The organism is Paenibacillus sp. GCM10027628, from assembly GCF_042676385.1.
GTDB lineage: Bacteria > Bacillota > Bacilli > Paenibacillales > NBRC-103111 > Paenibacillus_E.
The window spans coordinates 214,618-241,052 of sequence record NZ_JBHTHA010000009.1 but is presented as its reverse complement, the minus strand read 5'-3'; the positions used below and the strand labels follow the sequence as shown (position 1 = coordinate 241,052).

The following is a 26,435-nucleotide window of genomic DNA, read 5'->3' as shown; positions in this document are numbered from 1 at the left end:
AGAAGTGTTCATGCTTAAATGAATTCCCGGTAATAAAAGACAATAGCCGGGCCCCACTTACGGACCCGACTCTATATGGCATTCCTATTCAATTAGACGACTCGCCTCCTCAGCGATTCTCTACCCAGCTCTTTCTGCACCAGTTGATCCAGATACGCCAGCAACTGCGGACGAAGTTCTTCCCTTTGTAGCCCCAGTTCCACAATCGCCTTCATGTAACCGAATTTATCTCCGATATCGTAGCGGTCTCCTTTCAGCTCCAGCGCCATCATCCCTTCCTGATGACACATTTTGCGCAGCGCGTCGGTGAGCTGGTATTCGTTGCCCGCACCTCGCTCGATCGTCTGCAGCACCTCAAAAACAGATGGCTTCAAAATGTAACGGCCCATGATCGCCATATTGGAAGGAGCCTTTTGCGGTGCAGGCTTCTCCACCAGATCGGTCACCTGAAACGCCCTATTATGCTGAGCACCTACAGCAATAATCCCGTATTTGCTGACGTCCGACTGCGGTACCGACTGGACCCCGACTACCTGCTTGCCGGTCGCTTCAAATACGTGCATCATTTCCAGTAAGGCCGACGTATCCGAGTTCATAATATCATCGCCCAAAAGCACGGCAAACGGCTCGTCTCCGATAAAAGGCTCCGCACAGAGAATGGCGTGGCCCAAGCCTAGCGGCTCTTTTTGACGAATGTAATGAATGTTCGCCATGTTGGAAATGCTTTGAATTTCGCTGAGCAGCTCCAGCTTTTCTTTTTCGAATAGCGTCTGCTCCAGCTCGACAGATTTATCAAAATGATCCTCAATGGACTTCTTATTCCGTCCTGTTACAATCAAAATGCTTTCAATGCCGGCTTGAACCGCCTCTTCCACAATATATTGAATGGCCGGTTTATCGACGATCGGCAGCATTTCTTTCGGCTGTGCTTTGGTTGCAGGCAAGATCCGGGTGCCAAGTCCTGCAGCTGGAATAACGGCTTTTCTGATTTTCATATTACAACGCTCCTTTTTCCATCGTTTTCGAAGGGGAGAATACCCACTTGCGACTGCCAACATAGTTGAAAATGACACCGGATCCTGTAGCCGCAAGCTTACTGACCCAAAGCGGCCAACCTAGCACGGTTGAAAACCAGACCAGTACAACGGATGTGAGCAGCATCAATACCGTGTTCATACTCATAAACTTGAGAAATTGTCCTTTGCATTTACCATGCTCTTGAAAGGTCCAAGACCGATTCATGAAATAACTGTTCGTTACGCCGCTGACAAACGAGACGCATTGCGCCAACAGTTGCGGCCACCCGCAATAGGTGAGAAGCGAAAATACAGTGAAATCAATGCTGGTATTGACGGCTCCGACGAGTCCAAACTTGACCATTTGCTTGAAGTGACCGCTCATATGGCACTCTTGACTTTTCGTTCTTTTTTCTTCATGCCGTAACAATCGCGCACGATATATAAAGGGCGGTCTTTGGTCTCATCGTAGATGCGTCCGATGTATTCGCCGACGACGCCAAGAATAATCAAGATAAAACCGCTTATAAACAGTTGAATGATCGCGAACCCGTTCCAGCCTGCTACTGCAGTATCCGTAAACAGCTTCAGATAGAGCACGATCAGTAAGTAGATAAAGCCTGCAACGTTAAGTGTCCCGCCTAAGTAACTAGCCAACTTCAAAGGCTTAATCGAAAAAGAAGTGATTCCGTCCATGCAAAGTTTCAGCATCTTCTTGAGCGGATATTTCGTTTCGCCCGCCGCGCGCTCATCGCGTACATATTCCACCGCAGTCTGGCGAAAGCCGACCCAGGAGACGAGGCCGCGGACGAAGCGGTTTTTCTCCGTTAAGCGGCGCATCTCGTCGCAGACCCTGCGATCCAGCAGGCGGAAGTCGCCTGTATCTACAGGGATCGCAATATCCGTTGATGCCCGAAGAATGCGGTAAAACAGGTGCGCCGTCTGCTTTTTGAAGAAGGTCTCGCCCTTCCGCTTCGTACGTTTGGCGTAGACGACGTCGTAGCCTTCTTTCCATTTGGCAATCATCTCAAGGATCAGCTCCGGCGGATCTTGGAGATCGGCGTCAATGACGACGACCGCATCTCCACCCGCATAATCCATGCCTGCTGTAATGGCAATTTGATGCCCAAAATTACGAGAGAAGTTAATCAGCTTGACGCGATCATCTTGATCGCTGAAAGATTGAATGATGGCCGCCGTATTGTCGCGGCTTCCGTCGTTGACGAACAGCAGCTCATACAAGTCGCCTGTCTGATTCATCACTTGCTTCAGGCGTCGATACGTCTCGTGAATGACTGCCTCCTCGTTAAAAACAGGAACGACTACCGAATATCGCACATGCTGGTTCATAGTGAGTATCCTCCTTTGCGATTACAAGGAATCATAATTTATTTCATACAAGGTATTGGATCCGCCCATGCCGCCATCCATTGGCCCGCCTTGGCTGTCGCGACCGTCGCCGGTGGCTCTGCCATCCCTCTGGGACGACTGACCTTGCATCAATGCCTGATCTTGCCCATCTCCGGCTTGCTGCGCTTGTGTGGTCGCCACGGACTGGTATTCGCTCTTCGGCACTTCGGTGCTATGCGCTTTGATCCAAGTCGTCACCTCGGAGCTGGCACCGCCGCCGCCAAAACCGCCGCCGGACGAAAGGAGGAAATATTTAATTTCTTTATTTGCAACCATTTGTTTAAGCTTATCGACCGTAAGAATCGGGTCTGAGCCTGAGAAACCGCCCATGGCCATAACCGCCTTACCCGTTTGTATGATGTAGGAGGACGCTTCCGTCGCTCTGGATACAGCGAATAAATAGGTCTCTCCTGTATTGTTTTTCGTCACGTAATCCAGCAGTTGGCTGTTCACTTCACTCGAACCGCCCATGCGATTGCCGCCAATTCCCGAGCTTTGTTTCAAATTCGGTCCGGCTTCAGGCAGCATGCTGTTGCCGCCATATAGAAGCGGCGTCGCCGCCCAGTATAGAGGCGCTACGAGCAAGGCCAACAATCCGAGCATCGCTGCCGTATGAGCGAGCTTCTCTTTCTTTAAGGCGACTACAAGCAGCAGTGCTGCAGCCGCTCCTGCGATGCCGACTCCAGTCGCCCAACCTGCACCGATTTGCTGGTGATATGGATAGATGATATACACCTCAAAAGCGGTCGTTACCGCGATTGCCGCCGGCATCAGCCACATTTTCCAGCCGGATCTGTCACGGTAATAACTCCAAAGTTCTGTCCAGCCCGCACCTGCCAGCGCAGCGATTGGAGCTGCCAGCATAATCAAGTAATACTGATGGAAGAAGCCTGCTACACTGAAGAACGCCGCTGCCGGGAGCAGCCAAGCCAACCAGAATAACGCTTCGAATTGTTTGGCCGTGAGCGGTTTTTTCCGGCGTATGCCGATTAACAAAGCCAGTGCTCCGAAAACCGCGAAAGGCAGCACCCAACTAATTTGACCGGAGAGTGCGGATTGGAATAAACGCAATGGTCCGGCTTTTCCGGTATTGAACGCTCCGCCGCCGCCATTTCCGCCAGGACCGCCAACTTGCCCGCCTGGGAATCCTCCCTGAGGACCTCCTTGGCCATCGAAGCCAGGCATTTGGCCATCTTGGCCAGTTGGAGCAGTTACGCCGTCTTGAGCCATACTTGCGATGCTATCTTGAGTCGATCTTTTGCTGTTGCCATCGGAAGCGCCGTCTCTGGTTCTGCCCTCATCTTGCTTGAACTGGCCGCTATCCGGTCTGGTACCGCCTCCTCCGGGCCCTTTATTCCCGGTCAAACGGGAAACGCCGTTATAGCCAAAAGCGAGCTCAAGCACGGAGTTCGTCTGGCTGCTTCCCATATAAGGACGTTTATCCGCCGGGATAGAATCTACGATCACGGCCCAAGATAAAGATAGTGAGATAAGTACGGCAGTAGCGCCAGTGAGTACTTTCAGCTTGCTTTTCCAATTCACTTTGTTTGCAAATATATAGAAGAGATAAAATGCCGGAACGATCATGTACGCCTGCAGCATTTTCATATTAAAAGCAACACCGATCATAGCAAATGCCGCTACAACCCAGCCCCATTTGCCTCTACGAACTCCGCGCATCAGCATCCAAGTTGCAAGCACCAACGTAAATACGAGCATGCTATCGACGTTATTCGTCCGGCTGACCGCCGCAGCGATGGGCGTACAAGCGAAAACCAAACTTGCCAGTCTCGCTGACGTTTTTCCGAATGTCGGCTTAATAATGAAGTACATAAGAAGTACGGAACCGACACCAGCCAAGGCTTGCGGCAAAATCACACTCCACCCGTGCATGCCAAACAAATACGCGCTGAGTGTCTGAATCCAGAATGTTACCGGCGGCTTATCCACCGTCACATAACCTGCCGGATCGAATGAGGCAAAGAAAAAGTTATGAAAGCTTTGAAGCATACTTGTTACAGCCGCGGTGTAGTACCCATTCACCGTATTGTCTTTCCAAATGCCATACATGTTCAGAACAGCAGCCAATAATGCTATTGCTACGAGGATGAAATCGAAACGCTGACTCTTTAGGGTTTTCATCTCTTGAAATTCACTCCTTACCATCTAGTCGAGACCTTGCTTACCTTGTTTACCGTGTCCCTCATTCACAGATATCACTTTACCCACGCTACCTGAATTTCAGCTGAGGACCCCCTGAGCATTTCGTGAAAACTGGCTGAGGCTATGCTGAATAACCCGTTTTAGCTGACTTTCAGTTATTTTTCAGCAAACTATCAATTTAATCTCAGCTACCCTTTCTATAATAGAGCTCATCACTTAAGGTTGAGAAAGAAAAGAGGGACCCTAATGGAGCCTATTACAGATTCCTTTCATCCGTTTTACCTGCAAGCGATGCAAGCCGATATCGAGCTGCTGCTGCGGTGCGAAGACAAGGATGTTTACTTCATTGAAAAAATGGCAGCAGACTGGTTCCACAGTGTGGAAAAGCGGTTCAGCCGTCTGCTGGAGGGCAGTGAGATCAATCAGCTCAACACGTTAGCCGGTGAGAACTGCTTGGTATCCAATACGATGCTGGAAGTGCTTTTTTTAGCTGAAACTTATCAGGCTATGACCGATGGGCATTACATGCCTCTTATGCAAAACAAGCCGCCGGGCATCCCATCGCCTTCGAATTCTTCAGCAGCGTGGAAGGTAAACCCGCAGACGAAAACGCTCCGGCTCCCCGACCAAACGAGCATTGATCTAGGCGGGATAGAAAAAAGCTGGTCCGTCAAACGGCTTGCCGACTATATGCAAAAGACCATCGAGCTGAAGCAGGGTCTTATCGTGGCGGGTGGTGACATGGCCGTATGGGGGCGTACTGCCGGGCAGCTCGATCCATGGCTCATCGGTATTCAAAATCCATGGAACGCCAATGCCAAAATCGGCGCCGTTGCCTTACCGGAAGGCGCTCTCTCCACTTATAGCGTTCATGAGGAAAAAGCGTCTCATCCTGGCAGTGATATTTTGCAGTGTACGGTGGCTGGGCAGGACGTTGTAGAGTGCCATGTGTGGGCGAGAACCCTCTGTTCTCTCGGCATCGAGGAAGGCCTGGGGCTGCTCGCCGAACGCACCATCTCCTGCGAAGCTGTTGTGCTATCTACGGAGAATAAGCTGCACTATTTCGGCAGCCAGGAGTCGCTCGGCCGCAGATGGATTGACCTGAACATCGACCACTTTCACTTTCAGGCCAAAGTGTCTTGAATCATAGCAGAAAGCATCCTCCCACAATATATCGAGGCTGAAAAAACAGCAGATGAACGTAAAATGGATGTTTGCTGAAACGCGGGAACCTTCTTCTCTCACGGGCTATCCGTTTTGAGCTAATCACTTTGCATGCTATGATGGAGAAAAACATGCAATAGGAGCAATTTTCTAAATGGACTATGATGTGATAGTAATTGGCGGCGGATCGGCTGGCTTGATGGCGAGCATTGCGGCCAGTTCGGAAGGCGCGCGCGTGCTGCTGGTGGATAAAGGAGATAAGCTGGGGCGGAAACTCGGTATATCCGGCGGGGGGCGCTGTAACGTAACGAACAATAAAGACTTGGATGAACTCATCAAACATATCCCCGGCAATGGCCGCTTCCTCTACAGCGCATTCGCCAACTTCAGCAACAAGGATATTATTGATTTCTTTGAAAATCTCGGCATCCGCCTCAAAGAAGAAGACAATGGCCGGATGTTCCCCGTCAGCGATAAAGCCAAAACCGTCGTCGATGCGCTGATTAGCCAAGTACGCCGCCAAGGTGTTGAAATCCGCACCAACAGCCCGGTCAAAAGAGTGCGCTATCAAGACGTCCGCACCGTCGGCGTTCGCTTGCAATCAGGTGAAACGGTGTCCAGCGCAGCTGTCATCATTGCATCCGGCGGCTGCTCCGTGCCGCATACCGGCTCCACCGGCGACGGCTACGCCTGGGCGGAAGATGCGGGCCATACGATCACGCCGCTGTTCCCAACCGAGGTGCCGTTAACCTCGAATGAGCCCTTTATCCGCAGCCGCGAGCTGCAGGGGCTTTCCTTGCGCGACGTGACGCTGTCCGTCAATAACGCCAAAGGAAAAGCCGTTATCGCCCACCGCGGCGATCTGCTTTTCACCCACTTCGGCTTGTCCGGGCCGATTGCGCTGCGCTGCAGCCAATTCGTCGTGAAAGAAATTGCGAAATCGGACCGGAAGGAAGCGCTCCTCACCGTGGATCTCTTCCCGGATCAAACTATGGACGAGATCTACAACCAGAGCATGGCGCTCGCCAAATCCGACGCCAAGAAGGCGATCAAAAACGTGCTTAAGAACCTGTTATCGGAGCGCCTGATTCCCATTTTACTGGCGAAAGCAGGCTTGAACGATCAGCTCACCTACGACAACATTCCAAAGCAAAACTGGCTGGAGTTGTGCAAGCTAATGAAAGCCTTCCCCGTGGTCGTCACGGGAACGCTCTCCATCGAGGAGGCGTTCGTCACGGGCGGCGGCGTCCATCTCAAAGAAGTCGATCCGGGCACGATGGAGTCCAAGCTGATGGGCGGGCTCTTTTTCTGCGGCGAAATCCTGGATATCCACGGTTACACAGGGGGCTATAACATCACCGCCGCTTTCGCTACCGGCTACACAGCCGGCAAAAGTGCCGCCGAGCTAGCGGCCGTCGCGCGTTAAGCTGCTTGGACGCGCTAAAGTAACTTGTGCCGCGAGACGTTATTTGGCGGTTAGCGCATGGAGCTCATTCCCATGGTTGATGACCAACTGTATTTCGTACAGTTGGTTACGCCTTTTTCGGCGAATTTGGCACCACCACGTGCATTTTGTGCAGGTAATTCCGCCCATTCCGGGATAAATCCCCGATTACGGCCGATTTACCTGCACTTTTTGCAGGCAGAACCCCATAGGACCATAATCCACCCATTATCCTGCACCTTTCGCAGGCAAGTGGGCAGAGAGTGTCAGCAGCAAAAACAAACTCAACCTTGAAGTGAGGATTAGAGAGAAGTCGCGAACCAAGCAGGCTGCCCACGAAACAAGGCGGCTCGGCTACGCGAAACAGCTCAGCTATGCCACACGAAATAGCACTGCTCTGCTACGCGAAATAACTCAGCTATGCTACTCTGTTGGATTTTATCCAGTGGAAGCCAAGTTACCTAGCTAAAAAATACTTGCTAGTGGATTTCTTCCAATGGTTTCACCTCCATACACGTTTAATCAATAATAAAGTCCCATTTCGTTGTATGAATTCCAATCCAAGCTCCATTCTTCTCTAAATTTGTTCCATTCCATTGGAGAATTTCCAATGGCACTCATCCGTTAGGTACTAATACGGTCGTAACAACCTACAAAACAAAAAACGGACCCCCGCATCAACAAGATGCAGGAGTCCGTTTTTCTTTTCCCTCTTACGCAGTCGCCAACTCGAGATCCTCTTCCTCATCTCGGTTGAACGCTTCGCGGTCGAACTCGCCTTCAGATTCAGCCACAAGGAGTGCCGTAACTGTTGTGCCTGTTGCATTCACCGCTGTACGGCCCATGTCGATCAGAGCTTCAACGCCAAGCACAAGCCCCATACCTTCCAGCGGCAGACCCAGTGCAGTTAGCACTACGGTTGTGGAAATCGCAGCCGGTCCCGGCACGCCGGCCACACCGATGGACGAGATTACTGCTACGAGAATAAGCAGCACATATTCGGATGCGCTCAGCGGCAGATTGTAGACTTTTGCTACGAATATCGCTACTACCGCCGGCCATACCCCGCCGCAACCGTTAAAGTTCATCGTAGCGCCAAGCGGTGCCACGAAGCTGGCAATGCGCGGAGATATGCGCAGACGCTTCGTAATGACTTCCAAATTAACTGGCAGCGTCGCATAGCTGCTGCGGGTTGTGAAAGCAACGGCGATCGTCGGGTACGCCTTTTTAAAGAATTTGATCGGGTTGACTTTAGCCACCAGCAGGACCAATCCGCCAAAGATAAGCACAAAATGAATGATAAGTGCAACGTAGGAAGTCAAAATGACTTTTGCTAATGGAGCTAATGTGTCCAGACCGTATTTGGCCGCCATAGCCGCAATCAAAGCGTATACACCATAAGGTGTCAGGCGGATGACATACTTAACGACTTGATGAATGACTTGAGTTGCAGAAGTTACCAACGCTTTAACAGGGGCAACACTTTCAGGCTTTTTGGAGCCTATATGGACAATCGCTACTGCAACGAAGATGGCGAAAATCAGAACCGGTACAACTTTGCCGTTCGCCATATCGCTAATCGGGTTCGATGGCACCAGATCGAGAATAACTTGCGAGAACGTCGGAATCTCTCTAGCTTTAAAATCTTTCGGCACAGCCTGTGCAATCCCGTTACCCGGGTCGAAAGCCAGTGCAACCAGCAATCCGATGAATGCGGCGATACCTGTTGTTAATAGGAACCAGCCAATCGTTTTAAGCCCTAGCTTACGCAGTTGGCCTAGACTGGACAATGAAGCAATACTATTAATAACAAGGATCAGGACAAGCGGCATAACAAGCATTTTGATCAGATTGACATAAATGCTGCCGATCGTGCTTACACTTTTAAAATCAAGGTGCAGTTGATTTAAGAATATCCCCGCAACCAATCCCAGACCTAACGCAATAAAGACCCGATTGCCGAAGCTAACTTTTTTTCTTGCCAAGAAGAAAAGAAGTCCGATAATAACAATCGATACGAGCAAGCTGACCCAGTTCGATTGAAAAGCTGTCACTAAGTTGTTTTTCACCAAAATCATCCCCTTTAATCCAATGTTGTTACTTGGTTTTATGGGTTAAGAATATGACATCTGGTGGGAACTGTCAATCATATTTTTTTGCTCAAATGAAAAAAAACCACCCAGACCGAAGCAATCGGTGGCAGTTTTTGCTTTGAGTCCCTGACTCCTATGTCTACGAAATCAGCCAAAGCCACAAAGAGAGTCCCGTAAGCGTTACGAATAATGTTGGGACAGTCAACATAAAGCCAATTTTAAAATAATATCCCCAGGTAATTCGCACATCCTTGCGGGATAGAACATGCAGCCAGAGCAGCGTGGCCAAGGAACCGATCGGCGTAATCTTCGGCCCCAAATCGGTGCCGATCACATTGGCGTAGACGAGAGCCTCCCGGGTAACCCCTTCCGTCTGGGTCCCGTGAATCGCTAGCGCATCGATCATGACCGTCGGCAAATTGTTCATGATGGAAGATAGAATCGTAGCCAAATAACCCATGCCTAGCGTTGCTGCATAGAGTCCATGAGCCGCGGCCGCTTGAATAAGAATTCCGAGCAGGTCGGTCAACCCTGCATTCTTAAGCCCATAGACGACCACGTACATACCAATTGAAAAAATGACGATGGTCCATGGCGCTTCCTTCACGATTTTGCGTAAATTCACAACCGGACTGCGACGAGCCGCGATCAAGAAAAAAATCGTCGCCGCCCCCGTTATCAGACTGATGGGAATCGCGATAAATTCGCTAGCGAGAAAAGCGAGCAGCATCACGCCCAGGATAACCCATGACAACCGGAATAAACGCTCATCTTTGATCGCGTCCCGAGGCTGTTTTAGCACGGAAACATCGTAGCGCAGCGGAATTTGGCGGCGGTAGCCGATATAAAGCACAAGCATGCTTGCTCCGATCGAAAACAGATCCGGCACGATCATGCGCCAGGCGTACTCCCCAAATCGGATGCCGAAATAATCGGCCGACACAATGTTCGTCAAATTGCTGACCGTGAGCGGCAAGGATGCCGTATCGGCTATGAATCCGCCCGCCATAATGAAAGGCAAGATCATCTTCTGCTCAAAATTAAGCGTACGCACAATGGCGAGCACAATGGGCGTCAGAATAAGCGCCGCGCCATCGTTAGCGAACAATCCGGATACGGCTGCGCCAAGCAGGATGACATAAATGAACATGCGCACGCCGCTGCCTCGCGCCAGCCGCGCCATGTGCAGAGCCGCCCACTCGAAAAAGCCGATTTCATCGAGCAGCAGCGAATTCAAAATAATCGCAACGAACGTGAGGGTCGCGTTCCAAACGATATCCGTCACCTCGATGACATTGTGCCAGGTGACGACGCCAAGCAGCAGCGCCAGCAGCGCGCCGCCCGAAGCCGTCCAGCCGATGCCGAGCCCCTTCGGCTGCCAGATGACGAGCGTGATCGTTAAGACAAACAAGAGACATGCAAAAATAATCATTCGGGTAAAAGCCTCCAGCTCTCCAGCACACAAGGAGCATTCTTACATAAAATAGCCTTACTTATTGTAAGGCATGTAAGTCAGTTGTGGAAGTGTCTAAATTTGGAGGCAACACGATCTTTCAACAATCCCTTGAATAAATCTACATAGAAGCTTCCTTATTACCTGCTTCTTCATAGAAAATCTCTGGAGTGGATGTTCTAAACATTTTCGTAAGCTTTAGAAGATACAAAAATCCAATCCCAAGCCAACTTCCTCCTAGTATGAGAGCGTGGACGTCCAACTTCGCCCAATGGAGAAGAGGCTGCCCCTTAGTCATCTGTGATGACTTCTGGGACAGCCTCTTCTTGGCGCTGTTTTACAACCGAATGCCAGCGCTGAAATGATTATAATCATCGGCCGACGGGTCGAAGGCGGCCTCTTCATCGCTCGGCACGCTATCTGCATCTTTCCACGAAGCCGCAGCAGCCGACGCATAGCTCTCCGACCAATCTTCATTCACGGTGTGAGCCGGGATGCGGATCGAGCCTTCCAGATCGTAAGCCATGGCGAATGTGGCGGCCTCCGGTTGCGACTGCGTCCGCTCCACCAGCCTTCCGCCATGCGCTTGCGCAATTTCCAGTGCGGACGTCACCTCTTGATCGTCCACATGGATATGCAGCGTCGGCTTCGAATCGGTGAGCAGATTCGGCTTGTAGCCGAGTTCCTCCAAAGTATCCAGAGCAAGAAGCGCATCCCGTTCCTGCTCAAATTCGAAGAAAATAGGGACAGAATTGTTCATCTTCGGCATCCTTTCCTACATTTATTTGAAAAGTCTGCCATTAGCTTCTGCAATAAAGCTCTGCCCTATTCGGCGATTTCCTGCACCATTTTCAGCAATTCCTCATGGTAGTCAGGTACTGCCGCCACCAAATATGGGGCAAAGCCCGACCCGATGCCAAAGCGTGTCACCGGATTTCCGGCGAAATCCGTCACCTTCACGCCCGCCTCCTGCGCCAGCAGCAGTCCTGCGTACAAATCTTCGCCTTCGGAGTTGTACAGCACAATGCCATGAAGATCCCCTCTGGCGAGCATCGCCCAAGTGAGGGATGGCGCCCACACCCGAAGTACTCTTTTGATCTGCCGCTCCAAATGATGTCTTAGCTTCAGCGCCTTCTCATCATCCTTGCCAACGCCGTGGCCTTGAATCCACGAAATTGTTGATTTAGCTAACGGCCCCTGCGGCCTCGCGTCCAACTTCACTTCGCCTTGCCAAGCGCCTTCGTTTCGAACAGCGACATAGCTCGTCTGCATGGCCGAATCGTGAACGACGCCCAAGTCGATTTGCCCACGATGGCTGAGCGAGATGGACACGCCATAAAGCGGAATGCCCAAAGCAAAATTGTTAGTCCCGTCCAGCGGATCGACATGCCACACCCAGTCGCTGTCCGCTCCGCCTTCTCCCGCTTCCTCGCTGTAGATGCGATGAGCCGGGAATGCGGCCCCAAGACTATCGACAATCAGGCGATCGGCCTGCATATCCACTTCCGTGACCAAATCTCCGCGATCGCCCTTTTGCTGAATATCCAGCTTGCCGCCGAAGCTCGCTCTTGCCAACTCGCCCGCCTCCCTGGCGGCTTTTAAAGCAACTTCTTTGGCTAATATACGTTCGTTATGATCCATTTACTCACTCCTATGTATGAATGGCTATGAACATGTCCATTTATCTTAACATAAACGGGCTGAAAAAGTTGTCGACTATTCGTTAAGCTTAGGCGTATCGCATTGACAAGCAGCCTTCCAATAAGTGATAATATAGCAAATCAGAAGCGATATGAGCAGTAGGAAAGGGGCAATAGGAGCATGGTGAAGCAGCATCAGCACAAGATTTTGGATTGTACGATTCGTGACGGCGGTTTGGTGAACGATTGGGATTTTAGCGTGGAGTTTGTCCAAGACATGTATCGCGGTTTAAGTGCAGCCGGCGTAGAATATATGGAAATTGGCTACAAAAACTCGGAAAAGCTGCTCAAAGGCGGAGCCTCAGGCCCTTGGAGATTCCTTAATGAAACATTCCTTCGCGATGTCATCACGCGCAAAACCGACACGAAGCTATCCGCGCTCGTGGACATCGGCCGCGTGGATGAGAAAGACATCCTTCCCCGCGAGGACAGCTTGCTCGATTTGATCCGTGTTGCTTGCTACATCAAGGATGTAGACAAAGGCCTCGATCTGGTCCAGAAGTTCAACGATATGGGCTATGAAACATCCCTCAACATCATGGCGCTTTCCCATGTTATGGAAAACGAACTCGTGGAAGCTTTTGAAGAAATCAACAAAAGCCCTGTTGACGTGGTCTACATTGTAGATTCCTACGGCAGCATGGATAACAAAGATATCGATTATCTGGTAACGAAGTTCCAACGTCTGCTTCCTGAGAAAGAACTCGGTCTGCATATGCATAACAACATGCAGCTCGCATTCTCCAACACGATTGCTGGGGCATCCAAAGGCGTAACATTCCTGGATTCATCCGTGTACGGTATGGGTCGCGCTGCCGGAAACTGCACGACTGAATTGCTGCTCAGCTATTTGAAAGGCGCTCGTTACGACGTTCGTCCTGTGCTCGAAATTATCGAGAAACACATGATCACCATGCGTCAAAAATGGGATTGGGGTTACCTGATTCCGTACATGATCGTTGGCGCTCTGGATGAGCACCCGCGTACGGCTATGGCGCACTTGAACGGTCCTGACAGAGACAAATTTGTTGACTTCTACGACAGACTGACTTCTGTAGAAACTGTTCCTTCCACTTCTAAAGAATAATTCATGTGCATAACCAAACACCCCTTATCGATAGACACACGGATACTAACGTTTCCGGTTCTAGCGATAAGGGGTGTTCGACGTCCTGCTATTTGATGATTTTGGCGGCAACAATATAATCCTCGGCAAGAGACCGGTCAATGAGGAAGACGAAATCTTCGCCGCTTCGATTGGAACCCTTTTTGTTGGTTATCTCGATATATTCGCTATCGATGAGTTCGGTACACCCTTCATCTGCATAAATCAAGCCATCCTGCAAACGTTTGATAGCTTCTATCATCATTTCTTTCGTGGTCATTTTTCCTTCCAGTTCAACGTAGACCTTACCTAAGGCTTCATGATCTTGAAGCGAAATCACGACCTTTGGACTCGACTTGGCAGTCGACTTTTTTTTAGGAGAAATACTCATTAGTCCTACTCCTTCATCATCCATCTTCCCTCTTATATTATGTCGATAGTGATGAACGTGGACTGGGCTAATGTACGATGCCTGCAATGAAGTTTAAGTCTTCTTCGTAACTTCTGCTTTTTTCCGCGCCCTGAACCGGCGCACCTTCATCAGATTGCCGCACATTTTATCGTCACAGTACCGTTTGGTCCGGTTCCGGGTATCGTCATAAAACACCCACTTGCAATCCGTATTTTCGCAGATGCGGATCCGCAGCGGCTCTCCATCCAACAGCATTTTGGCAAAATCCGCCGCCACCTCCGCCATCACCTGCCGCCAGTTGTCACCGATTGGACTTGACTCCATGCGCAGTTCTGATTCTTCAGCGGCTATGCGACGAATGACAGGCCCCTGCGCCAGCATCTTATTTAGCCACTCGACATCGGCTTGCGAGATGGATTCACCACCGGCCAGCCCAGCGGCCAATTGATGCAATTGCCCTCGAAATGCCAGCAGGTCCTCGATATCTTGTTCCAAAGCGGGAACGGGAGCTGCCAGTTTCCATGTATCCAAAAAAGCGCCCTGCCAAGTTGATAAAACCAGACGATCCTCCGAACGTCCGCTTCCCCGCCAATCATGCCATTCACTGTTCACAAAATCCGTCCATAGTGTTTCCATTCCGCATTAACGCTCCTCTATGCCAATAAACCGTAACCACCTAATCAATGATTAACTTGTTACAACCATATTTTGTATGCTATATTTACATTGTAACTTTTCATTTGCATTTTTGCTAGTTACCATTAAAAGTTCATTAGGAGGTTATGAAAGATGAGTCAGTTTCGAATCAATCAGCTTCTCCTGCAATGGGACCACATTTGGGAAAAAGAAGAGTGGACCGTTCCGGTTTCGGCTGCGCTGGAAGGCGTCACAGCCAAAGAGGCGGCATGGGTCCCACCTGGGGGCGGCAATACCATTTGGCAAACATTAAACCATATGAACTACTACAACGAGCGATTGCTTAGCCGTCTAACCGATACCTCGTTCGATAAGACAGCAAACACGAACGAAGAAACTTTTGGTCAACCGGGCAATCCCGAGGATTTGGCGGGTTGGCAGGCTGCTGTTCAACAAGCACAGTCTATCGCGCAAAATTTACGGGCAGCCCTCGCAGCCTTAACCGATTCGGATCTGGAACGTCCTTACGCTTCGTCTACACTTGGAAACGAGCTTCCGCTTTGGATTATGCACGATGCTTACCATGCAGGCCAGATCGTACTGACGCGCAAACTTTTAGGCAAGTGGCGAACATAAAAACCGCCGAAGCAAACTTGAAACACCCTGTATCGAAGACGAGGAGACGGCTCCTCAGAGTCTACGGTTCAAGGGTGTTTTTACTTTTATCCCACTGGACTTGCCTATGTATGTAAATGAGGCGAACCTGAGAAAATAAAAGAAAAACAGGCCCATCAGCCAACCGCTGCATTGGCGCCAGCACCCGGGAGTGGAATTCGTGATGAGCCGCATTTTATTAATCGAGGACGAGGAACGGATCGCCAGAGTGCTCCAGCTTGAGTTGGAGCATGAGGGCTATCAAGTCCATGTGGAGAGCGATGGCAGGAGCGGCCTGGAGGCTGCTCTTGCCGAAACGGATTGGGAGCTTGTCCTGCTGGATATTATGCTGCCGGAGATGAGCGGACTGGAGGTCCTCCGCCGCATTCGTCAAGTGAACGCAGCGCTGCCGATCATTCTGCTGACCGCGCGTGATGCGGTGCCGGACCGTGTCAGCGGACTTGATCAAGGGGCCAATGATTATGTAACCAAGCCTTTTGCCATTGAAGAGCTGCTTGCCCGGATTCGCAGTCTGCTTCGTCAAAAGAACATACAAGAGCAGCCAGCCGAGCAGCATGTGATGAAAGCGGACGATCTGACGATGGATCTAAAAAGCCGGGCGGTCATCCGCGATGGAAAGCCGATCGAATTGACGCCGACCGAGTTCGATTTGCTCCGCTTCCTCATCCAGCATAAAGATGAGGTGATGTCCCGCGAGCAAATCATTACGGAAGTATGGGGTTATGATTTCGTCGGAGATACGAATGTAGTCGACGTGTACATACGCTATTTGCGGCAAAAAGTGGACAAGCCTTTCGGAACGAAGCTGATCCAGACGATACGCGGCGTAGGATATATGCTCAAATATGAGTCCTCTGACAAAGACAACGAGGAGAACGATCCAACCGATTCGAAAGACGAGCAGACATCTATATGAGTTTGAGGCTGAAAATCACACTATGGGTAACCGCCGGCCTCATGCTTATTCTTTTTTTCAGCTTCACCTTCGTTTACTATATGTTCATTCGAGTCACTACAAACGGCGAAGTGGAATTGTTAAAAGAAAAAGCACGGACGCTGCTGCTCCGGGATTTGCCCAACCATCCGGAATACTGGAAAAATAGTCAAATGGATGAATTCCTGATCCCGCAGGAAATGATCCGGTATATTACTCCGGATGGCAAAGTGCTTTATCAGATCTATTCGGACGAAAAGCTGCTCCGCTACCGTCCAACTTATATCAACAAGGAAACCATTACGACGGAAACGGCAAGCGACGGCATCTTTATTTTCGTGAAAGCGCCTGTATTCAACCAAGGACATCAGGTGGCCACGCTGGAAATTGGGCGAAGTCTGAAGAAGCTGGGGGAATACTCCAACATCCTGATCTCCATCTTACTTCTTACTTCCGCCGGCGCGCTTATCCTTTCCCTGCTAGGCGGTTATCTTTATACGAATGTGATCTTCAGACCGCTCCATCAGCTCATCGGTACCATGCAAAACATTGAGAAAAGCGGATCCTTCCGCCGCATCGAATTTGCCGGAAAGCCTACCAATGACGAATTATCCATGCTAGGCGACACCTTTAATCGTATGATAGACCGGCTTCAGGAAACGTTCGAGAAGCAGGAACAGTTTATCGCCGACGCTTCCCACGAGCTGCGTACTCCGCTTACCATTATTGAGAGCTATGCCAGCCTCCTCCGCCGCTGGGCCTTTAGCGATGATAAACTTCGGGAAGAGGCCCTTGAAGCCATCCGGTCGGAATCAGCTCAGCTCAAGGTACTGACGCAGAATTTGCTAGCGCTAACCGATACGGAAAGAGAAAACTGTGAGCAAAGCGTTACCTTCGATCTGATCCGTCTCGCTGAGCAGACGGCAGCTTCGCTGCGGATAACTTCAGGACGGGACATCAAGGTTCACGTGCCGCCTGAAATGAAACAGCTTCATATGTCGGGCAATCCTCCAAAAATCAAGCAGCTGCTTATCATCTTGCTGGACAATGCGCTCAAATACAGCAAAGAGGACGTCGGCATCCACATCGAAGAAGAGGATCCGAGCTTCGTTAAGCTCATGATCATCGACAAAGGCATCGGGATTGCGGAAAAAGACCTCCCTCACCTTTTCGACCGGTTCTACCGCGCGGATAAAGCAAGAAACCGCAAGCTTGGCGGCGTTGGGTTGGGACTCGCCATCGCCTATAATATTGTTATGAAGCATGAGGGCACCATCGAGCTTCAAAGCCGCTTGGGAGAAGGCACGACAGCCATTATTAAACTGCCGAAAACTTGTCAGTAAAAATTTCAGGCAGCTATAAAAAACTAACAAAGCGGTTAAGCAGAGAGAGTTTTCTCTGCTTAACCGCTTTGTGTCCCCCCTAAAAGCGAATAAAAGCTTCCAGGTAGTTCTCTTTAAGACCACGCTTGCGCAATCTAATCTCTAGGACTCGCTGCTTGCAGTGCACCCGCGCCGTTCGCGGCAGTACGAGGGACGGCAGCTTAATAATGCGATTCTTGCCGCTCAGAAAGCCCGTCAGCTTGATTTGATTGGATTTGACAAAGACTTGCATCGCTTTGGGGTCCTCTTCCTTGTCTAGCTTCACTTTGACGATGACATGTTCGTGCGTCTCAAAAGTTTCCACATCGGCTCCCGCTTGAGCCGATACGTTGGCATCCAAGCCCGGCATCGCCTTTTTCAGCATGTCCTGTACATATCCTTCAACCCACGACATATTATCTAGAAAGGTCTGCCCTTTTTCGCCGAAAGGCAGCTTTTGCCCCAAAAATTTCTCGACCTGTTCCCATTTTAGCCAAGGATGGCGATTAAACCCGCTCAAGCTCATCACCTCATTTTCCCTACCAGTATATGTGAATCCGTCCGGATCGTGACACCTGCCCGAAAACAGGGCACCACTGGGCGAATATCCTCATATACTGAAAAGTGAGAAGCCTGAAGCAAGGGAGAGCGATTATGCCGTCTATCGTAGGAAATGTCAAGATCATCAGCGTGGGGCCGAGCTCCGTCGTCCAATTCGGCGATTGCGTCATCATTTCTCCCACCAGTTCATCCAAAACATTCGCGGGCGCAGGCTCATTCAACACCGGGGATTTCCCCCGTATTTATAATGCCTACAGCACAACCGTAACAAACGATTCCGACTTGATCGAAAATAATGCGAGCGGGATCATCATCTAAGGTGAATCCTGATCCGAGGTGCAAGGAGGTGTTCATCCGAATGAATTGGACCATTCATCAGACCATTATGATTCAGCATTTGAAGGTGGACTCTGTAGCGAACTCTTCAGTTCTGCAAATCGGGAGCGCAGGGTCGATCCGTTCCTTGTCTAACCTTTATAATACAGGCGGCTTCGTGGAGCCGGCGGCCCAGCTTGGGGCCGGTGCGACAAACCCGATCTCGCTTGTTCCACTGCCTGCGCCGACCTAGCGGAAATGTGTTTAATCTTGCCATGTCTAGTGAAAAGAGGTGCTTTCAAAGATGTATAACCCCATCTCTTGGCAGCAATGGACCCAGCAGCTCTGCACCTATATTGAAACGCAGAAACAGCGTATCGATAAACTAGAGCAGACTGTCAACAATCTGGAACAAACGATCACCAAACTGCAAACCGCTTTGAATTCGGTTAAAGATCAAAAAGGGATCCATATTGATAGAATTGAATACAAATTCGATCAGCTCAAGGTTGAAAAGCTTGACGGCACTTTAACCATAGGCATCAGCCCAAGTTCGCTTCATGGCATCGAGGATTTTAACGTAAACGGTGTCTCCATAGGAAAAGAGGGGCTCGCAGGCACCGATCAAGGAAGTGTGAACCCGATGGCGCCAGGCCAAGGTGAAGGGATAGGAATAGGGCCGGATGCAAGATCAGACTCTAACGTTCAACAAGAAGTATTCAGCGGCATCGAACAATACCTGCAGCAAGGTGTACATGCCGATATGCGCAATTTGGAGCACAAATATCAACACCCTCTGGATGACGATTATAAAGAAATGATTCTCGATGATATCCGCAGGCAGCTCGATACCCGTATCCGGCATTATGTAGGCCAATATCGCAGCATAGGCTTCAAAGAGCCGATGGAAGAAATCACGACAAGCATTATGGAGAAAACAAAGAATGACATCTTAAGCGCCTTGGATTCATACATATCCAGCTTACCAAGAAAGGATGGTCCGTCATGATGAATTTTTGCGTGGAAAACAAACAGCTTTTCGTAGGGGATGTCCGCATCATAGGCGTCGCGAGCTCCTCGATTTTCTTAATTGGCGATACGGAAACGATCTCGTTATCCTCGATGTTCGATACGCCGCCGGAGGCCGTGATCATTTCGCCTTTCATACCGCTGCCCGCTGAGGCATAAGCCATGGCTCGCTTATCCATTGTCGGCACTGTTTATGTCAATGATGTTGGTTCCAGCAGTAACTTACAAGTTGGCGATCATGTAAGTACCACGTTACGTACCAGAGCGCTGGCGGTACAACGGGAGGTACCTTACTTTTACGGTAATGAGGGCAATTTTGACGTGTATCCTTTTTATCGACGACCCTTTCCGGTTCCTCAGCCACCGGAACCTGTTGCAATGTCTGTGGATAACTGGGGATCCTTTATCCGTGTCGGGGGCGTTCGTATACTAGGTATTGCCTCCTCTTCATTATTGCAAATCGGCAGTAATCACGATTCCCGTAGCGAGTCTCGGGTCAAAGATTTCCGCCAGTTTGTCACCGACAAGCCGGGTCCGAAAGGAAAAACCACCTTCGTTAAGCTGGGGCAGGACATTGGCGTTGGCGATTTCCTGGCGGGGCTGCCAACTGGCCCGTCTTCTAAAAGCTGAGAATCCGTTGTTAAAAAGAAAGAGCCTGCACGATATGATGCGCAGACTCTTTCTTTTTGCCCGCGGCTTGACGCACGCGGCCTGCCGGCTCACTTCGTGAGCCGCGGGGCGACGCGATTCAGCAGCGCCGCCATCTCCGCTCGCGTCAGGGACGCTTGCGGGTGGAACGTGCCGTCAGCGAAGCCGTCGACGAGGCCGTTGCTGCTCATTGCAGCGATGGCCTCCGCCGACCAGCTTCCAGCCGGCACGTCGGAGAACTTCGCAGCCGGCTGGCCGGACGGCTGAAGCTTCAGCACGCGGGAGAGCAGCGCAGACATCTGCTCCCGCGTCATGGGTTGATCCGGCGCGAAGCGATCGTCGCTGATCCCCTGGATCAGCCCGTGCTGCTTCGCGATCGTAATGGCCTGCTGCGCCCAATGGGTCGCAGGCACATCTTTGAAGCCGGCGGCATTCGCGGACGCGAGCTCGCCGGTCAGGCCCAGCGCGCGGACCATGATGGTCGCCGCTTCAGCTCTTGTGAGCGCCGCGTCCGGCGCGAATGTTTCCGTGGCGGTGCCGAGCATCCAGCCACGGTTCGCTACGGCGAGCACCGCTTCTTGCGCCCAATGTGTTTGCATATCGGTGAAATAAAACCCGTCCGCCCACAGGCTGTAGAAGTTCCAGATGTCCGGCGTCTCCTGATTCAAGCTCCAGCTCCCCGTACCCTTCAAGTTATACTTGCCTACAAGCTTCAGCTTAGCTTTCAAAGATTGTTCATTCTCGTACCAAACCGTGTAGGTACCAGTCGCCAGCTTTTGACCATTGATTGTTGTCTCTGTATCTCCAGGATTAATGGTAAACGTAGCAACCGGTGAATCGCTCGCCGAATCATAACGTGTCGTACCTTTATAGGTCTGAATCAGCGTATTCACCCGCTGGAGTGATAACCCGGCTCCATTTGATGCCGGATCCTGGTTCCAGTAGCGGCCGTAGAATGGCATGCCTAGCACTAGCTTGTCCGGTGATACCTGCGTTAACGCATATTGTATGGATTTTTCAACAAAGGGTAAACTAGCCACAGGTCCAGGATTGGGATCCCCCGGATAGCTTTCATCGTACGCCATCAACATCAAGTAGTCGCTTACGGCAGCAAGCCCTTTGTAATCGTAAGAAGCAATCCAGCTACTGGTTGCGCCTGTCGGATTTGCTGCGACGGCCACAGATACTTCCATAGAACTGGGCAGCTGGTTGCGCAGCATTTTAACCAGATCTGTATATTTATCACGATACGTGGCATCCACATTTTCGATATCCAAATTAATGCCGTCCAGATGATTAGCTTGAATCGCTTCGACGATTTGTTTAACTAACGCATCTCGGTTATCTATCGCTTTTCCACCGACTTGCGCGTCAAAATCATTGCTTAAGAAAGGTACGACTTTCTTCCCTCTCTTATGCATTTCATCAATAAAAGAGGATGCGATCCCATCGATTTGCAAACTTCCATCCGCATTGAGATGAAAATAACTCGGAGAGACAACATCGAGCGTTTGACCACTTTCATCGACCTCTGATACATAGGAACTCGGACTTCCAAAATACATATACGACATATTAAACTTGCCTTGAGCTGCAACAGCCTCAGCTTGAGCTTTTTCTCCTTGATTCATGAATGTCGTCAAAAGCGCAGCGATAGAAATAACAGTAACAAGTTTCGCCAGGTTTCTCTTTATGTACATGTCCACTCATCTCCTTGGTTCAGTCCTCTAAAAAAGGCACACTTTCTTCTCTATCTTGAAGGAAGGCCTGCCATTTTGCTACGAGTAAATACTGGATAACCACTTCCCAAAAAGTGAAGAGTGCTCAATACTTATTTCTTTTACTTTTGAAGGAGCCCCGTTATAACAACAAAAAAAAGAAATAAGCGGATCCATGAATAGCATTCTCAAGTGACAAAAAAACCGCCGTTAAGCGCGTTTCAGCCCTTATTAGCGGTCATTTATTCCTTGTCAGTTTCGTTATCCAATGAAAAAAACTGATAATTGTTCCTACCCTTGCCCTTCACTTGATAGAGAGCAATATCCACTTGTTTCATCAATGTCGCCCCATCGCAATCGGGGTGGTACATCGTGATCCCCATGCTTACCGTCGCTCGAAATGTATGCCCCTTCACTTCCCAAGGCTGCTCCATACAGCGAATAATCCGTTGGGCAACGCCCTCTACATGATCCTTATAATCGACGGCCGGAAGCAGAATGATGAACTCATCGCCAGCCATGCGGGCAAATAAATCGATTTCACGCAAACACCCTTGAATGCGTACGGTGAAATCCTGTAAGAACGCGTCTCCCACATCGTGCCCCATCGTATCATTAATAATTTTAAAATCGTCAATGTCCAAGTATAATAAAGCGAGCGACCTTCCGGTTCGCCTGGTTTGCATGAGCATCTGATTCATCTGTTCTTTAAATAGTCTGCGGTTCGGGAGACCCGTCAACGGATCGTGAAAAGCCATGGCGATCAGACGATTCTCATGATTTTTACGCAGCGTAATATCGTTTAATGCAAAAGAAACCTGGACAAGCTCCCCGTTCTCATCTTGAATCGGTATCGCGGTGCATTCCAGCCAGATCGAGCCTTCACCTGATCGGTTCGCACGGAATTCGAGCTTGCTGCTTTCTTCCGTTTGCAATGTTTTGATAAATAACTTATGCACATCCATCCGGTATTCCGATTCGATGAATTCGACGACCTGCTCGAAGCTTTCCGGAATAAAGCCTATGATTCGGTCAAAGCTTTGCGAAGCGTACAGCAAATATCCGTGTATGTTGAACACACAGAACAAATCCCATGCCTGCTCGATAAATTGATTCATCGCTCGGTTGGTTTGCAACCAAGTTTGCTCCGCTTTCTCCGAATTAGCCTTCCCCTTCATTACTTCGCTGCCCCCTTTTCACACATCTCATAGAGACAAAGGTAGCGTAGCATGAGAACATAAAGATTATATAAAGAATGCATAAAGTTTAGGTCAAATCAAGTCGAAAAATAGCAATTTCCCGTGGTAAGTCCCGAACTCCCAAAAGAACAAACAGTTCTAAATGCCTATCCATTTGTAAGTTAAAACTTCCAATCCTTTTTGATAAGCGCAACGTATTTTCCCTAGTACTTCGCTTGATTCAAGAGGTCTCTTGGTTGTACATTAAATTCGCAACTAATAAAAGGATAGTATTAATAGGCCAATCGTTCTATAATGAGAATAAATATTTATATGTGAATGGGAATCGCTAACTTTCAATAGAGTCGTTCCGTTACTGAGGAGGATTCCATGTATGTCTGGAGAAAAAATACTCATCGTTGATGACGAGCCCGAAATTGTCGAATTGATACAACTTTATCTTGCCCGGGAAGGTTATCATGTGATAAGCGCCAACAATGGACAAGATGTATTCGAGATTGTCCGAGAGCATAAGCCGGATCTGATTATTTTGGACATTCTCTTGCCGGGCCTTGATGGCATCGAAGTGTGCCGGCAACTGCGCAAAACGAGCAATACCCCGATTTTGTTCATCTCCTGCAAGAGCGAAGATATCGATATTATCCTCGGTCTGAGCATGGGCGGCGACGATTATATGACGAAACCATTCAGCCCTAGCCAGCTCGTGGCCAGAGTCAAGGCGCACTTACGCCGGAATTCCATTCGAGAGCAACATAAAGACGACCCTCAGCTGGTCAAGTTTCCCGGCCTGGAAATCGATCTGGTCAGCCACATCGTAAAGGTGAATGGACAAGCGATATCCCTATCGGCTAAGGAATTCGATCTACTGTCTTTAATGGCCAAAACGCCAAATCGAGTCTATAAGATCGAACATCTCTTTGAACTTGTATGGAGCCTCGACAGCATGGGCGATCCGCGTACGCTCATTGTACATATCAGCAATTTACGCAAAAAAATTGAGTCCAACCCCGCCGAACCTCGCTACATCATAACGGTAAGAGGCGTAGGATATAAATTCAGCGGTTCTCCCGCATAACCCGATTGCTGAGCCCTGCTCATAATTTCCACCATCGTTGGAAAAGGTATGAATAGGCTTATGCGAAAGGAGGAATGCGGCATGTCAGGCGATAAGACGATGGATCCCATGAGCGGCGACACAGTCGAGACGGATGGCGTCTACGCAGATGAAGCGGGACGCGAAGTTACGCTGAAGCGCGGCGATGAGTTTCCTGCTGATGTCATTTTGGGCCGAACCACTTGGGAAATGAAGGGCTTCTCTATGAATGAAGAAGAGATTGACCACGACCAGAAAGAAAACACCAAGGTTCGACGGCGCGTTACTTCGACAACCTAAGCTGATGCAACTCCGAGCTGCGCTAATGTGGCTCGGTTTTTTATGCGCCTGTGCTATAATAAAGGGATATGAAGCAAGAGGAGACAGAATCGATATGACAGGGAAACGGATAGTAATCGTTACGGGAGGCACACTAGGCGAGTGGTTTGTCGAGGTAATCAAGGAGGACGATGTGCTGGTCGGATCGGATCGCGGGGCACTCTCTCTTATTGAGCACGGTTTTCAGCCTCATATCTCACTGGGCGATTTTGATTCTGTTACCGCTGAAGAACGGGACCAGATTCGTACGTCAAGCCTTTCCTTTATCGATTGCGATCCCATTTATAAAGATCTAACCGATACCGAGATGGCTTTTGAGTGGGCTTTAGCTCAGGCTCCTTCCCACATTGTTCTATTAGGGGCACTCGGTTCTCGTTTCGATCACTCGTTAGCGAATATTCATCTGCTGCGCAAGGGGCTCGATCAAGGAATAGCCTGCACCATCATCGATGCAAGCAACGAGATTATTATCATCAACCGGCCGACTCGTATCCGGCGGGATCGCTATACACATGTATCGCTATTGCCGCTCAGCATGGAAGTTACGGGGATTACGCTTCACGGGTTTCAGTATCCCCTACATCAGGCGACCCTACAGATCGGTCAATCCTTGGGAATCAGTAACGTGCTGCTAGAGCAAGAGGGTCTTATTGAGCTCGAAACCGGCTTACTTTTGGTTATTCAAAGCAAAGATTAGATGAAATTTTTATAAAATAGACAAAAGTTTCTGTATAAAGCAACTGTTTGCTTTGATAAAATGGTCATTACGAGTTAAATTTGGGATATATTGAGGTTGTTCATGCATGCAGGATTTACAAAGTAGCTCCGTACGTGTCATTTATTCAACAAATGCTCATCCCGTTATACAGCGATTTGCCAATATCCATCTCCTTACAAATCGTGAAGCGGAAATTGTTAGCCTAATTGCTTTAAGAGGTTACAGTAATAAAGAGATCGCGCAGCACTGTACCATCAGCGAGAAGACCGTGAAAGTACATATAGATAAAATCATGGATAAAGTCGGCACAAGATCGATGCGAAAGCTGCTTGCTTTAATTATTAACACAACCGTGTAACTCCGGGGTCCTTCGCCCTGGTTTTTTTGTTCACATTTTTCGTTTCCATCCCCATTTTTCAATTAATGAATCGAACACCACGGTATTACGATGAATTTCCGAAAGACGCTGCAAACCGTATACGCCATACTGCTGAAATAAGCCTTCTTCATTCAATTCAAAATCCATTTGCTTATCAGATAAAGACATTCGCTGGGCCAACGTTAAATGGTATACCCAGGATTGCAAACAGCATTTGGGCCTCCAGTTGGTCCGTGTACCCATGTAATACAAATAGCCAAGAAGTAGGCTATCGTCTTCATAGCCCTGTTTCCCCCGCAAGAATCGGGTGTCGTAACCGCCAATTTCTTGAAGAACGCTAGTCTTATGAACGACAGGATGGACAAATCCTTCATGAATTTGTTCTCTGGATAAGCATTTCAATTGGGCTAGTATCTCTTCAGAGGAAGAGGAAACATTCATTCGCTCGCCTATCGGCTGCAATTCTCCGTATCCCGTCACAATACCAGGTGAAATCATAGGCTCATCCGACTGAGCCAGGTAGTCTAGCAGCGGAGCGTACCAGTTGGGCGGAAACAACATATCTACATGTATCTCCGAAATATATCTGACATTAGGGAAGTGGTTCCAAATGTACTCGAAACACGCTTGCCTGGCTTGAGTAATACCCACATTATCCCCTTGCCCAAGTAGGATAGCCGAGACGCTTAGTGAATCGAGCATTGTGTTTAATTCATCATGGGTTAAACATCCCTGATTATAGATGACGACCAGACGGTCCTTGGATGCGTTCAAGCTGTTCAAGCCTGCCTGGAGCATGTCGAGATCGATCGAGCGCCAAATCCCTTCTCGAATCAGCAACGGAAGCGTATGAATAATTTGCATGCAAAC

Annotated in this window: 29 protein-coding genes; 15 read left to right on the top strand and 14 right to left on the bottom strand. The window is 49.5% G+C overall.

Going from position 1 to position 26,435, the window contains the following annotated elements; all coding sequences use genetic code 11:
* Positions 1-92: 92 nt before the first annotated feature.
* The 4 genes from galU to ACFQZT_RS10975 are packed head-to-tail and all read right to left on the bottom strand — an operon-like array spanning position 93 to position 4,568.
* Positions 93-995: a UTP--glucose-1-phosphate uridylyltransferase GalU gene (gene galU, locus ACFQZT_RS10990; protein WP_379299565.1), complete on the bottom strand. Its 903-nt coding sequence runs from the start codon at positions 993-995 to the stop codon at positions 93-95.
* A 1-nt stretch (position 996) separates the two neighbouring features.
* On the bottom strand, positions 997-1,401 hold the full coding sequence (locus tag ACFQZT_RS10985) for a GtrA family protein (RefSeq protein WP_379299563.1): 405 nt from the start codon (positions 1,399-1,401) through the stop codon (positions 997-999).
* Complete coding sequence (locus tag ACFQZT_RS10980; protein ID WP_379299561.1) at positions 1,398-2,366, bottom strand: glycosyltransferase family 2 protein; 969 nt, start codon at positions 2,364-2,366, stop codon at positions 1,398-1,400. Before ACFQZT_RS10980 ends, ACFQZT_RS10985 begins: the two co-directional genes overlap by 4 nt.
* 21 nt (positions 2,367-2,387) lie before the next feature.
* Positions 2,388-4,568: a glycosyltransferase family 39 protein gene (locus ACFQZT_RS10975; protein WP_379299559.1), complete on the bottom strand. Its 2,181-nt coding sequence runs from the start codon at positions 4,566-4,568 to the stop codon at positions 2,388-2,390.
* A gap of 267 nt (positions 4,569-4,835) precedes the next feature.
* On the opposite strand from ACFQZT_RS10975, the gene ACFQZT_RS10970 reads away from it, so the two are divergent.
* Together ACFQZT_RS10970 and ACFQZT_RS10965 are read left to right on the top strand one after the other, a co-directional pair.
* Positions 4,836-5,732 (top strand): FAD:protein FMN transferase, encoded by an 897-nt coding sequence (locus ACFQZT_RS10970; protein WP_379299557.1) that lies wholly within the window; start codon positions 4,836-4,838, stop codon positions 5,730-5,732.
* Between the two features lie 175 nt (positions 5,733-5,907).
* Complete coding sequence (locus ACFQZT_RS10965) at positions 5,908-7,179, top strand: BaiN/RdsA family NAD(P)/FAD-dependent oxidoreductase (protein ID WP_379299555.1); 1,272 nt, start codon at positions 5,908-5,910, stop codon at positions 7,177-7,179.
* Between the two features lie 731 nt (positions 7,180-7,910).
* Here the strand turns inward: ACFQZT_RS10965 and ACFQZT_RS10960 are convergent.
* The 4 genes from ACFQZT_RS10960 to ACFQZT_RS10945 form a co-directional block, all read right to left on the bottom strand.
* Positions 7,911-9,266 (bottom strand): dicarboxylate/amino acid:cation symporter, encoded by a 1,356-nt coding sequence (locus ACFQZT_RS10960; protein ID WP_379299553.1) that lies wholly within the window; start codon positions 9,264-9,266, stop codon positions 7,911-7,913.
* Positions 9,267-9,429: 163 nt separating this feature from the next.
* Positions 9,430-10,722, bottom strand: coding sequence for an arsenic transporter (locus ACFQZT_RS10955; RefSeq protein ID WP_379299551.1), 1,293 nt, complete (start codon positions 10,720-10,722; stop codon positions 9,430-9,432).
* 358 nt (positions 10,723-11,080) lie between these two features.
* Entirely contained in the window at positions 11,081-11,503 is a 423-nt protein-coding gene (locus tag ACFQZT_RS10950) for a hypothetical protein (RefSeq protein ID WP_379299549.1), read from the bottom strand.
* 65 nt (positions 11,504-11,568) lie between these two features.
* The gene (locus tag ACFQZT_RS10945) at positions 11,569-12,384 is read right to left on the bottom strand and encodes an inositol monophosphatase family protein (protein WP_379299547.1); all 816 of its coding nucleotides are present in this window, start codon (positions 12,382-12,384) and stop codon (positions 11,569-11,571) included.
* 180 nt (positions 12,385-12,564) lie between these two features.
* Between ACFQZT_RS10945 and ACFQZT_RS10940 the strand changes: the two genes are divergently transcribed.
* Complete coding sequence (locus ACFQZT_RS10940) at positions 12,565-13,530, top strand: aldolase catalytic domain-containing protein (protein WP_379299545.1); 966 nt, start codon at positions 12,565-12,567, stop codon at positions 13,528-13,530.
* Positions 13,531-13,618: 88 nt separating this feature from the next.
* Here the strand turns inward: ACFQZT_RS10940 and ACFQZT_RS10935 are convergent, their stop codons facing one another.
* Together ACFQZT_RS10935 and ACFQZT_RS10930 are read right to left on the bottom strand one after the other, a co-directional pair.
* Positions 13,619-13,963, bottom strand: coding sequence for a hypothetical protein (locus tag ACFQZT_RS10935; protein ID WP_379299543.1), 345 nt, complete (start codon positions 13,961-13,963; stop codon positions 13,619-13,621).
* Between the two features lie 69 nt (positions 13,964-14,032).
* A complete protein-coding gene (locus tag ACFQZT_RS10930; RefSeq protein WP_379299541.1) occupies positions 14,033-14,596 on the bottom strand; it encodes a CGNR zinc finger domain-containing protein in 564 nt (187 codons plus the stop codon).
* A 153-nt stretch (positions 14,597-14,749) separates the two neighbouring features.
* On the opposite strand from ACFQZT_RS10930, the gene ACFQZT_RS10925 reads away from it, so the two are divergent.
* From ACFQZT_RS10925 to ACFQZT_RS10915, 3 genes are all read left to right on the top strand, one after another.
* On the top strand, positions 14,750-15,232 hold the full coding sequence (locus ACFQZT_RS10925) for a DinB family protein (protein WP_379299539.1): 483 nt from the start codon (positions 14,750-14,752) through the stop codon (positions 15,230-15,232).
* Between the two features lie 199 nt (positions 15,233-15,431).
* Complete coding sequence (locus ACFQZT_RS10920; protein ID WP_460871894.1) at positions 15,432-16,187, top strand: response regulator transcription factor; 756 nt, start codon at positions 15,432-15,434, stop codon at positions 16,185-16,187.
* Positions 16,184-17,548: a sensor histidine kinase gene (locus ACFQZT_RS10915; protein WP_379299535.1), complete on the top strand. Its 1,365-nt coding sequence runs from the start codon at positions 16,184-16,186 to the stop codon at positions 17,546-17,548. The genes ACFQZT_RS10920 and ACFQZT_RS10915 overlap by 4 nt, the downstream gene beginning before the upstream one ends.
* A 79-nt stretch (positions 17,549-17,627) precedes the next feature.
* Here the strand turns inward: ACFQZT_RS10915 and ACFQZT_RS10910 are convergent, their stop codons facing one another.
* Entirely contained in the window at positions 17,628-18,086 is a 459-nt protein-coding gene (locus ACFQZT_RS10910) for a CS domain-containing protein (RefSeq protein ID WP_379299533.1), read from the bottom strand.
* A gap of 134 nt (positions 18,087-18,220) precedes the next feature.
* On the opposite strand from ACFQZT_RS10910, the gene ACFQZT_RS10905 reads away from it, so the two are divergent.
* Genes ACFQZT_RS10905 through ACFQZT_RS10885 form a run of 5 tightly spaced genes read left to right on the top strand, consistent with a single transcriptional unit; the run spans position 18,221 to position 20,101 of the window.
* Complete coding sequence (locus ACFQZT_RS10905; RefSeq protein ID WP_379299531.1) at positions 18,221-18,445, top strand: spore germination protein; 225 nt, start codon at positions 18,221-18,223, stop codon at positions 18,443-18,445.
* A gap of 40 nt (positions 18,446-18,485) precedes the next feature.
* The gene (locus ACFQZT_RS10900; RefSeq protein ID WP_379299529.1) at positions 18,486-18,695 is read left to right on the top strand and encodes a spore germination protein GerPB; all 210 of its coding nucleotides are present in this window, start codon (positions 18,486-18,488) and stop codon (positions 18,693-18,695) included.
* A 51-nt stretch (positions 18,696-18,746) separates the two neighbouring features.
* Positions 18,747-19,451 (top strand): spore germination protein GerPC, encoded by a 705-nt coding sequence (gerPC, locus tag ACFQZT_RS10895; RefSeq protein ID WP_379299527.1) that lies wholly within the window; start codon positions 18,747-18,749, stop codon positions 19,449-19,451.
* Positions 19,451-19,630 carry a spore gernimation protein GerPD gene (locus ACFQZT_RS10890; protein WP_379299627.1) on the top strand — a complete coding sequence of 60 codons (180 nt, stop codon included), beginning with the start codon at positions 19,451-19,453 and terminating at the stop codon, positions 19,628-19,630. Before gerPC ends, ACFQZT_RS10890 begins: the two co-directional genes overlap by 1 nt.
* Positions 19,631-19,633: 3 nt before the next feature.
* Positions 19,634-20,101 (top strand): spore germination protein GerPE, encoded by a 468-nt coding sequence (locus ACFQZT_RS10885; protein WP_379299525.1) that lies wholly within the window; start codon positions 19,634-19,636, stop codon positions 20,099-20,101.
* An 89-nt stretch (positions 20,102-20,190) separates the two neighbouring features.
* Here the strand turns inward: ACFQZT_RS10885 and ACFQZT_RS10880 are convergent, their stop codons facing one another.
* Together ACFQZT_RS10880 and ACFQZT_RS10875 are read right to left on the bottom strand one after the other, a co-directional pair.
* Entirely contained in the window at positions 20,191-21,819 is a 1,629-nt protein-coding gene (locus ACFQZT_RS10880) for an S-layer homology domain-containing protein (RefSeq protein WP_379299523.1), read from the bottom strand.
* Between the two features lie 260 nt (positions 21,820-22,079).
* Entirely contained in the window at positions 22,080-23,015 is a 936-nt protein-coding gene (locus ACFQZT_RS10875; RefSeq protein ID WP_379299521.1) for a diguanylate cyclase domain-containing protein, read from the bottom strand.
* Positions 23,016-23,409: 394 nt separating this feature from the next.
* Here ACFQZT_RS10875 and ACFQZT_RS10870 point away from each other — a divergent pair, with 394 nt between their 5' ends.
* The 4 genes from ACFQZT_RS10870 to ACFQZT_RS10855 all read left to right on the top strand — a co-directional run bounded on the left by ACFQZT_RS10870 (position 23,410) and on the right by ACFQZT_RS10855 (position 25,544).
* Positions 23,410-24,111, top strand: a complete 702-nt coding sequence (locus ACFQZT_RS10870) for a response regulator (protein ID WP_379299519.1) — start codon at positions 23,410-23,412, stop codon at positions 24,109-24,111.
* 81 nt (positions 24,112-24,192) lie between these two features.
* Positions 24,193-24,429, top strand: coding sequence for a hypothetical protein (locus ACFQZT_RS10865; protein WP_379299517.1), 237 nt, complete (start codon positions 24,193-24,195; stop codon positions 24,427-24,429).
* A gap of 94 nt (positions 24,430-24,523) precedes the next feature.
* Positions 24,524-25,165, top strand: coding sequence for a thiamine diphosphokinase (locus tag ACFQZT_RS10860; RefSeq protein ID WP_379299515.1), 642 nt, complete (start codon positions 24,524-24,526; stop codon positions 25,163-25,165).
* Positions 25,166-25,271: 106 nt separating this feature from the next.
* Positions 25,272-25,544 (top strand): response regulator transcription factor, encoded by a 273-nt coding sequence (locus ACFQZT_RS10855; RefSeq protein ID WP_379299513.1) that lies wholly within the window; start codon positions 25,272-25,274, stop codon positions 25,542-25,544.
* A 30-nt stretch (positions 25,545-25,574) separates the two neighbouring features.
* Here the strand turns inward: ACFQZT_RS10855 and ACFQZT_RS10850 are convergent, their stop codons facing one another.
* Positions 25,575-26,429 carry a hypothetical protein gene (locus ACFQZT_RS10850; RefSeq protein ID WP_379299511.1) on the bottom strand — a complete coding sequence of 285 codons (855 nt, stop codon included), beginning with the start codon at positions 26,427-26,429 and terminating at the stop codon, positions 25,575-25,577.
* Positions 26,430-26,435 lie beyond the last annotated feature (6 nt).

Bases quoted from the DNA above. Each gene is read 5' to 3' on its own strand.
- ACFQZT_RS10940 (WP_379299545.1), top strand. From the start codon at position 12,565: ATGGTGAAGCAGCATCAGCACAAGATTTTGGATTGTACGATTCGTGAC.
- ACFQZT_RS10985 (WP_379299563.1), bottom strand. From the start codon at position 1,401: ATGAGCGGTCACTTCAAGCAAATGGTCAAGTTTGGACTCGTCGGAGCC.
- ACFQZT_RS10915 (WP_379299535.1), top strand. From the start codon at position 16,184: ATGAGTTTGAGGCTGAAAATCACACTATGGGTAACCGCCGGCCTCATG.
- ACFQZT_RS10905 (WP_379299531.1), top strand. From the start codon at position 18,221: ATGCCGTCTATCGTAGGAAATGTCAAGATCATCAGCGTGGGGCCGAGC.
- ACFQZT_RS10860 (WP_379299515.1), top strand. From the start codon at position 24,524: ATGACAGGGAAACGGATAGTAATCGTTACGGGAGGCACACTAGGCGAG.
- ACFQZT_RS10925 (WP_379299539.1), top strand. From the start codon at position 14,750: ATGAGTCAGTTTCGAATCAATCAGCTTCTCCTGCAATGGGACCACATT.
- ACFQZT_RS10880 (WP_379299523.1), bottom strand. From the start codon at position 21,819: ATGTACATAAAGAGAAACCTGGCGAAACTTGTTACTGTTATTTCTATC.
- ACFQZT_RS10855 (WP_379299513.1), top strand. From the start codon at position 25,272: ATGCAGGATTTACAAAGTAGCTCCGTACGTGTCATTTATTCAACAAAT.
- ACFQZT_RS10900 (WP_379299529.1), top strand. From the start codon at position 18,486: ATGAATTGGACCATTCATCAGACCATTATGATTCAGCATTTGAAGGTG.
- ACFQZT_RS10890 (WP_379299627.1), top strand. From the start codon at position 19,451: ATGAATTTTTGCGTGGAAAACAAACAGCTTTTCGTAGGGGATGTCCGC.
- ACFQZT_RS10945 (WP_379299547.1), bottom strand. From the start codon at position 12,384: ATGGATCATAACGAACGTATATTAGCCAAAGAAGTTGCTTTAAAAGCC.
- gerPC (WP_379299527.1), top strand. From the start codon at position 18,747: ATGTATAACCCCATCTCTTGGCAGCAATGGACCCAGCAGCTCTGCACC.
- ACFQZT_RS10955 (WP_379299551.1), bottom strand. From the start codon at position 10,722: ATGATTATTTTTGCATGTCTCTTGTTTGTCTTAACGATCACGCTCGTC.
- ACFQZT_RS10970 (WP_379299557.1), top strand. From the start codon at position 4,836: ATGGAGCCTATTACAGATTCCTTTCATCCGTTTTACCTGCAAGCGATG.
- ACFQZT_RS10930 (WP_379299541.1), bottom strand. From the start codon at position 14,596: ATGGAAACACTATGGACGGATTTTGTGAACAGTGAATGGCATGATTGG.
- ACFQZT_RS10950 (WP_379299549.1), bottom strand. From the start codon at position 11,503: ATGAACAATTCTGTCCCTATTTTCTTCGAATTTGAGCAGGAACGGGAT.
- ACFQZT_RS10850 (WP_379299511.1), bottom strand. From the start codon at position 26,429: ATGCAAATTATTCATACGCTTCCGTTGCTGATTCGAGAAGGGATTTGG.
- ACFQZT_RS10885 (WP_379299525.1), top strand. From the start codon at position 19,634: ATGGCTCGCTTATCCATTGTCGGCACTGTTTATGTCAATGATGTTGGT.
- ACFQZT_RS10865 (WP_379299517.1), top strand. From the start codon at position 24,193: ATGTCAGGCGATAAGACGATGGATCCCATGAGCGGCGACACAGTCGAG.
- ACFQZT_RS10935 (WP_379299543.1), bottom strand. From the start codon at position 13,963: ATGGATGATGAAGGAGTAGGACTAATGAGTATTTCTCCTAAAAAAAAG.
- ACFQZT_RS10870 (WP_379299519.1), top strand. From the start codon at position 23,410: ATGTCTGGAGAAAAAATACTCATCGTTGATGACGAGCCCGAAATTGTC.
- galU (WP_379299565.1), bottom strand. From the start codon at position 995: ATGAAAATCAGAAAAGCCGTTATTCCAGCTGCAGGACTTGGCACCCGG.
- ACFQZT_RS10980 (WP_379299561.1), bottom strand. From the start codon at position 2,366: ATGAACCAGCATGTGCGATATTCGGTAGTCGTTCCTGTTTTTAACGAG.
- ACFQZT_RS10875 (WP_379299521.1), bottom strand. From the start codon at position 23,015: ATGAAGGGGAAGGCTAATTCGGAGAAAGCGGAGCAAACTTGGTTGCAA.
- ACFQZT_RS10975 (WP_379299559.1), bottom strand. From the start codon at position 4,568: ATGAAAACCCTAAAGAGTCAGCGTTTCGATTTCATCCTCGTAGCAATA.
- ACFQZT_RS10965 (WP_379299555.1), top strand. From the start codon at position 5,908: ATGGACTATGATGTGATAGTAATTGGCGGCGGATCGGCTGGCTTGATG.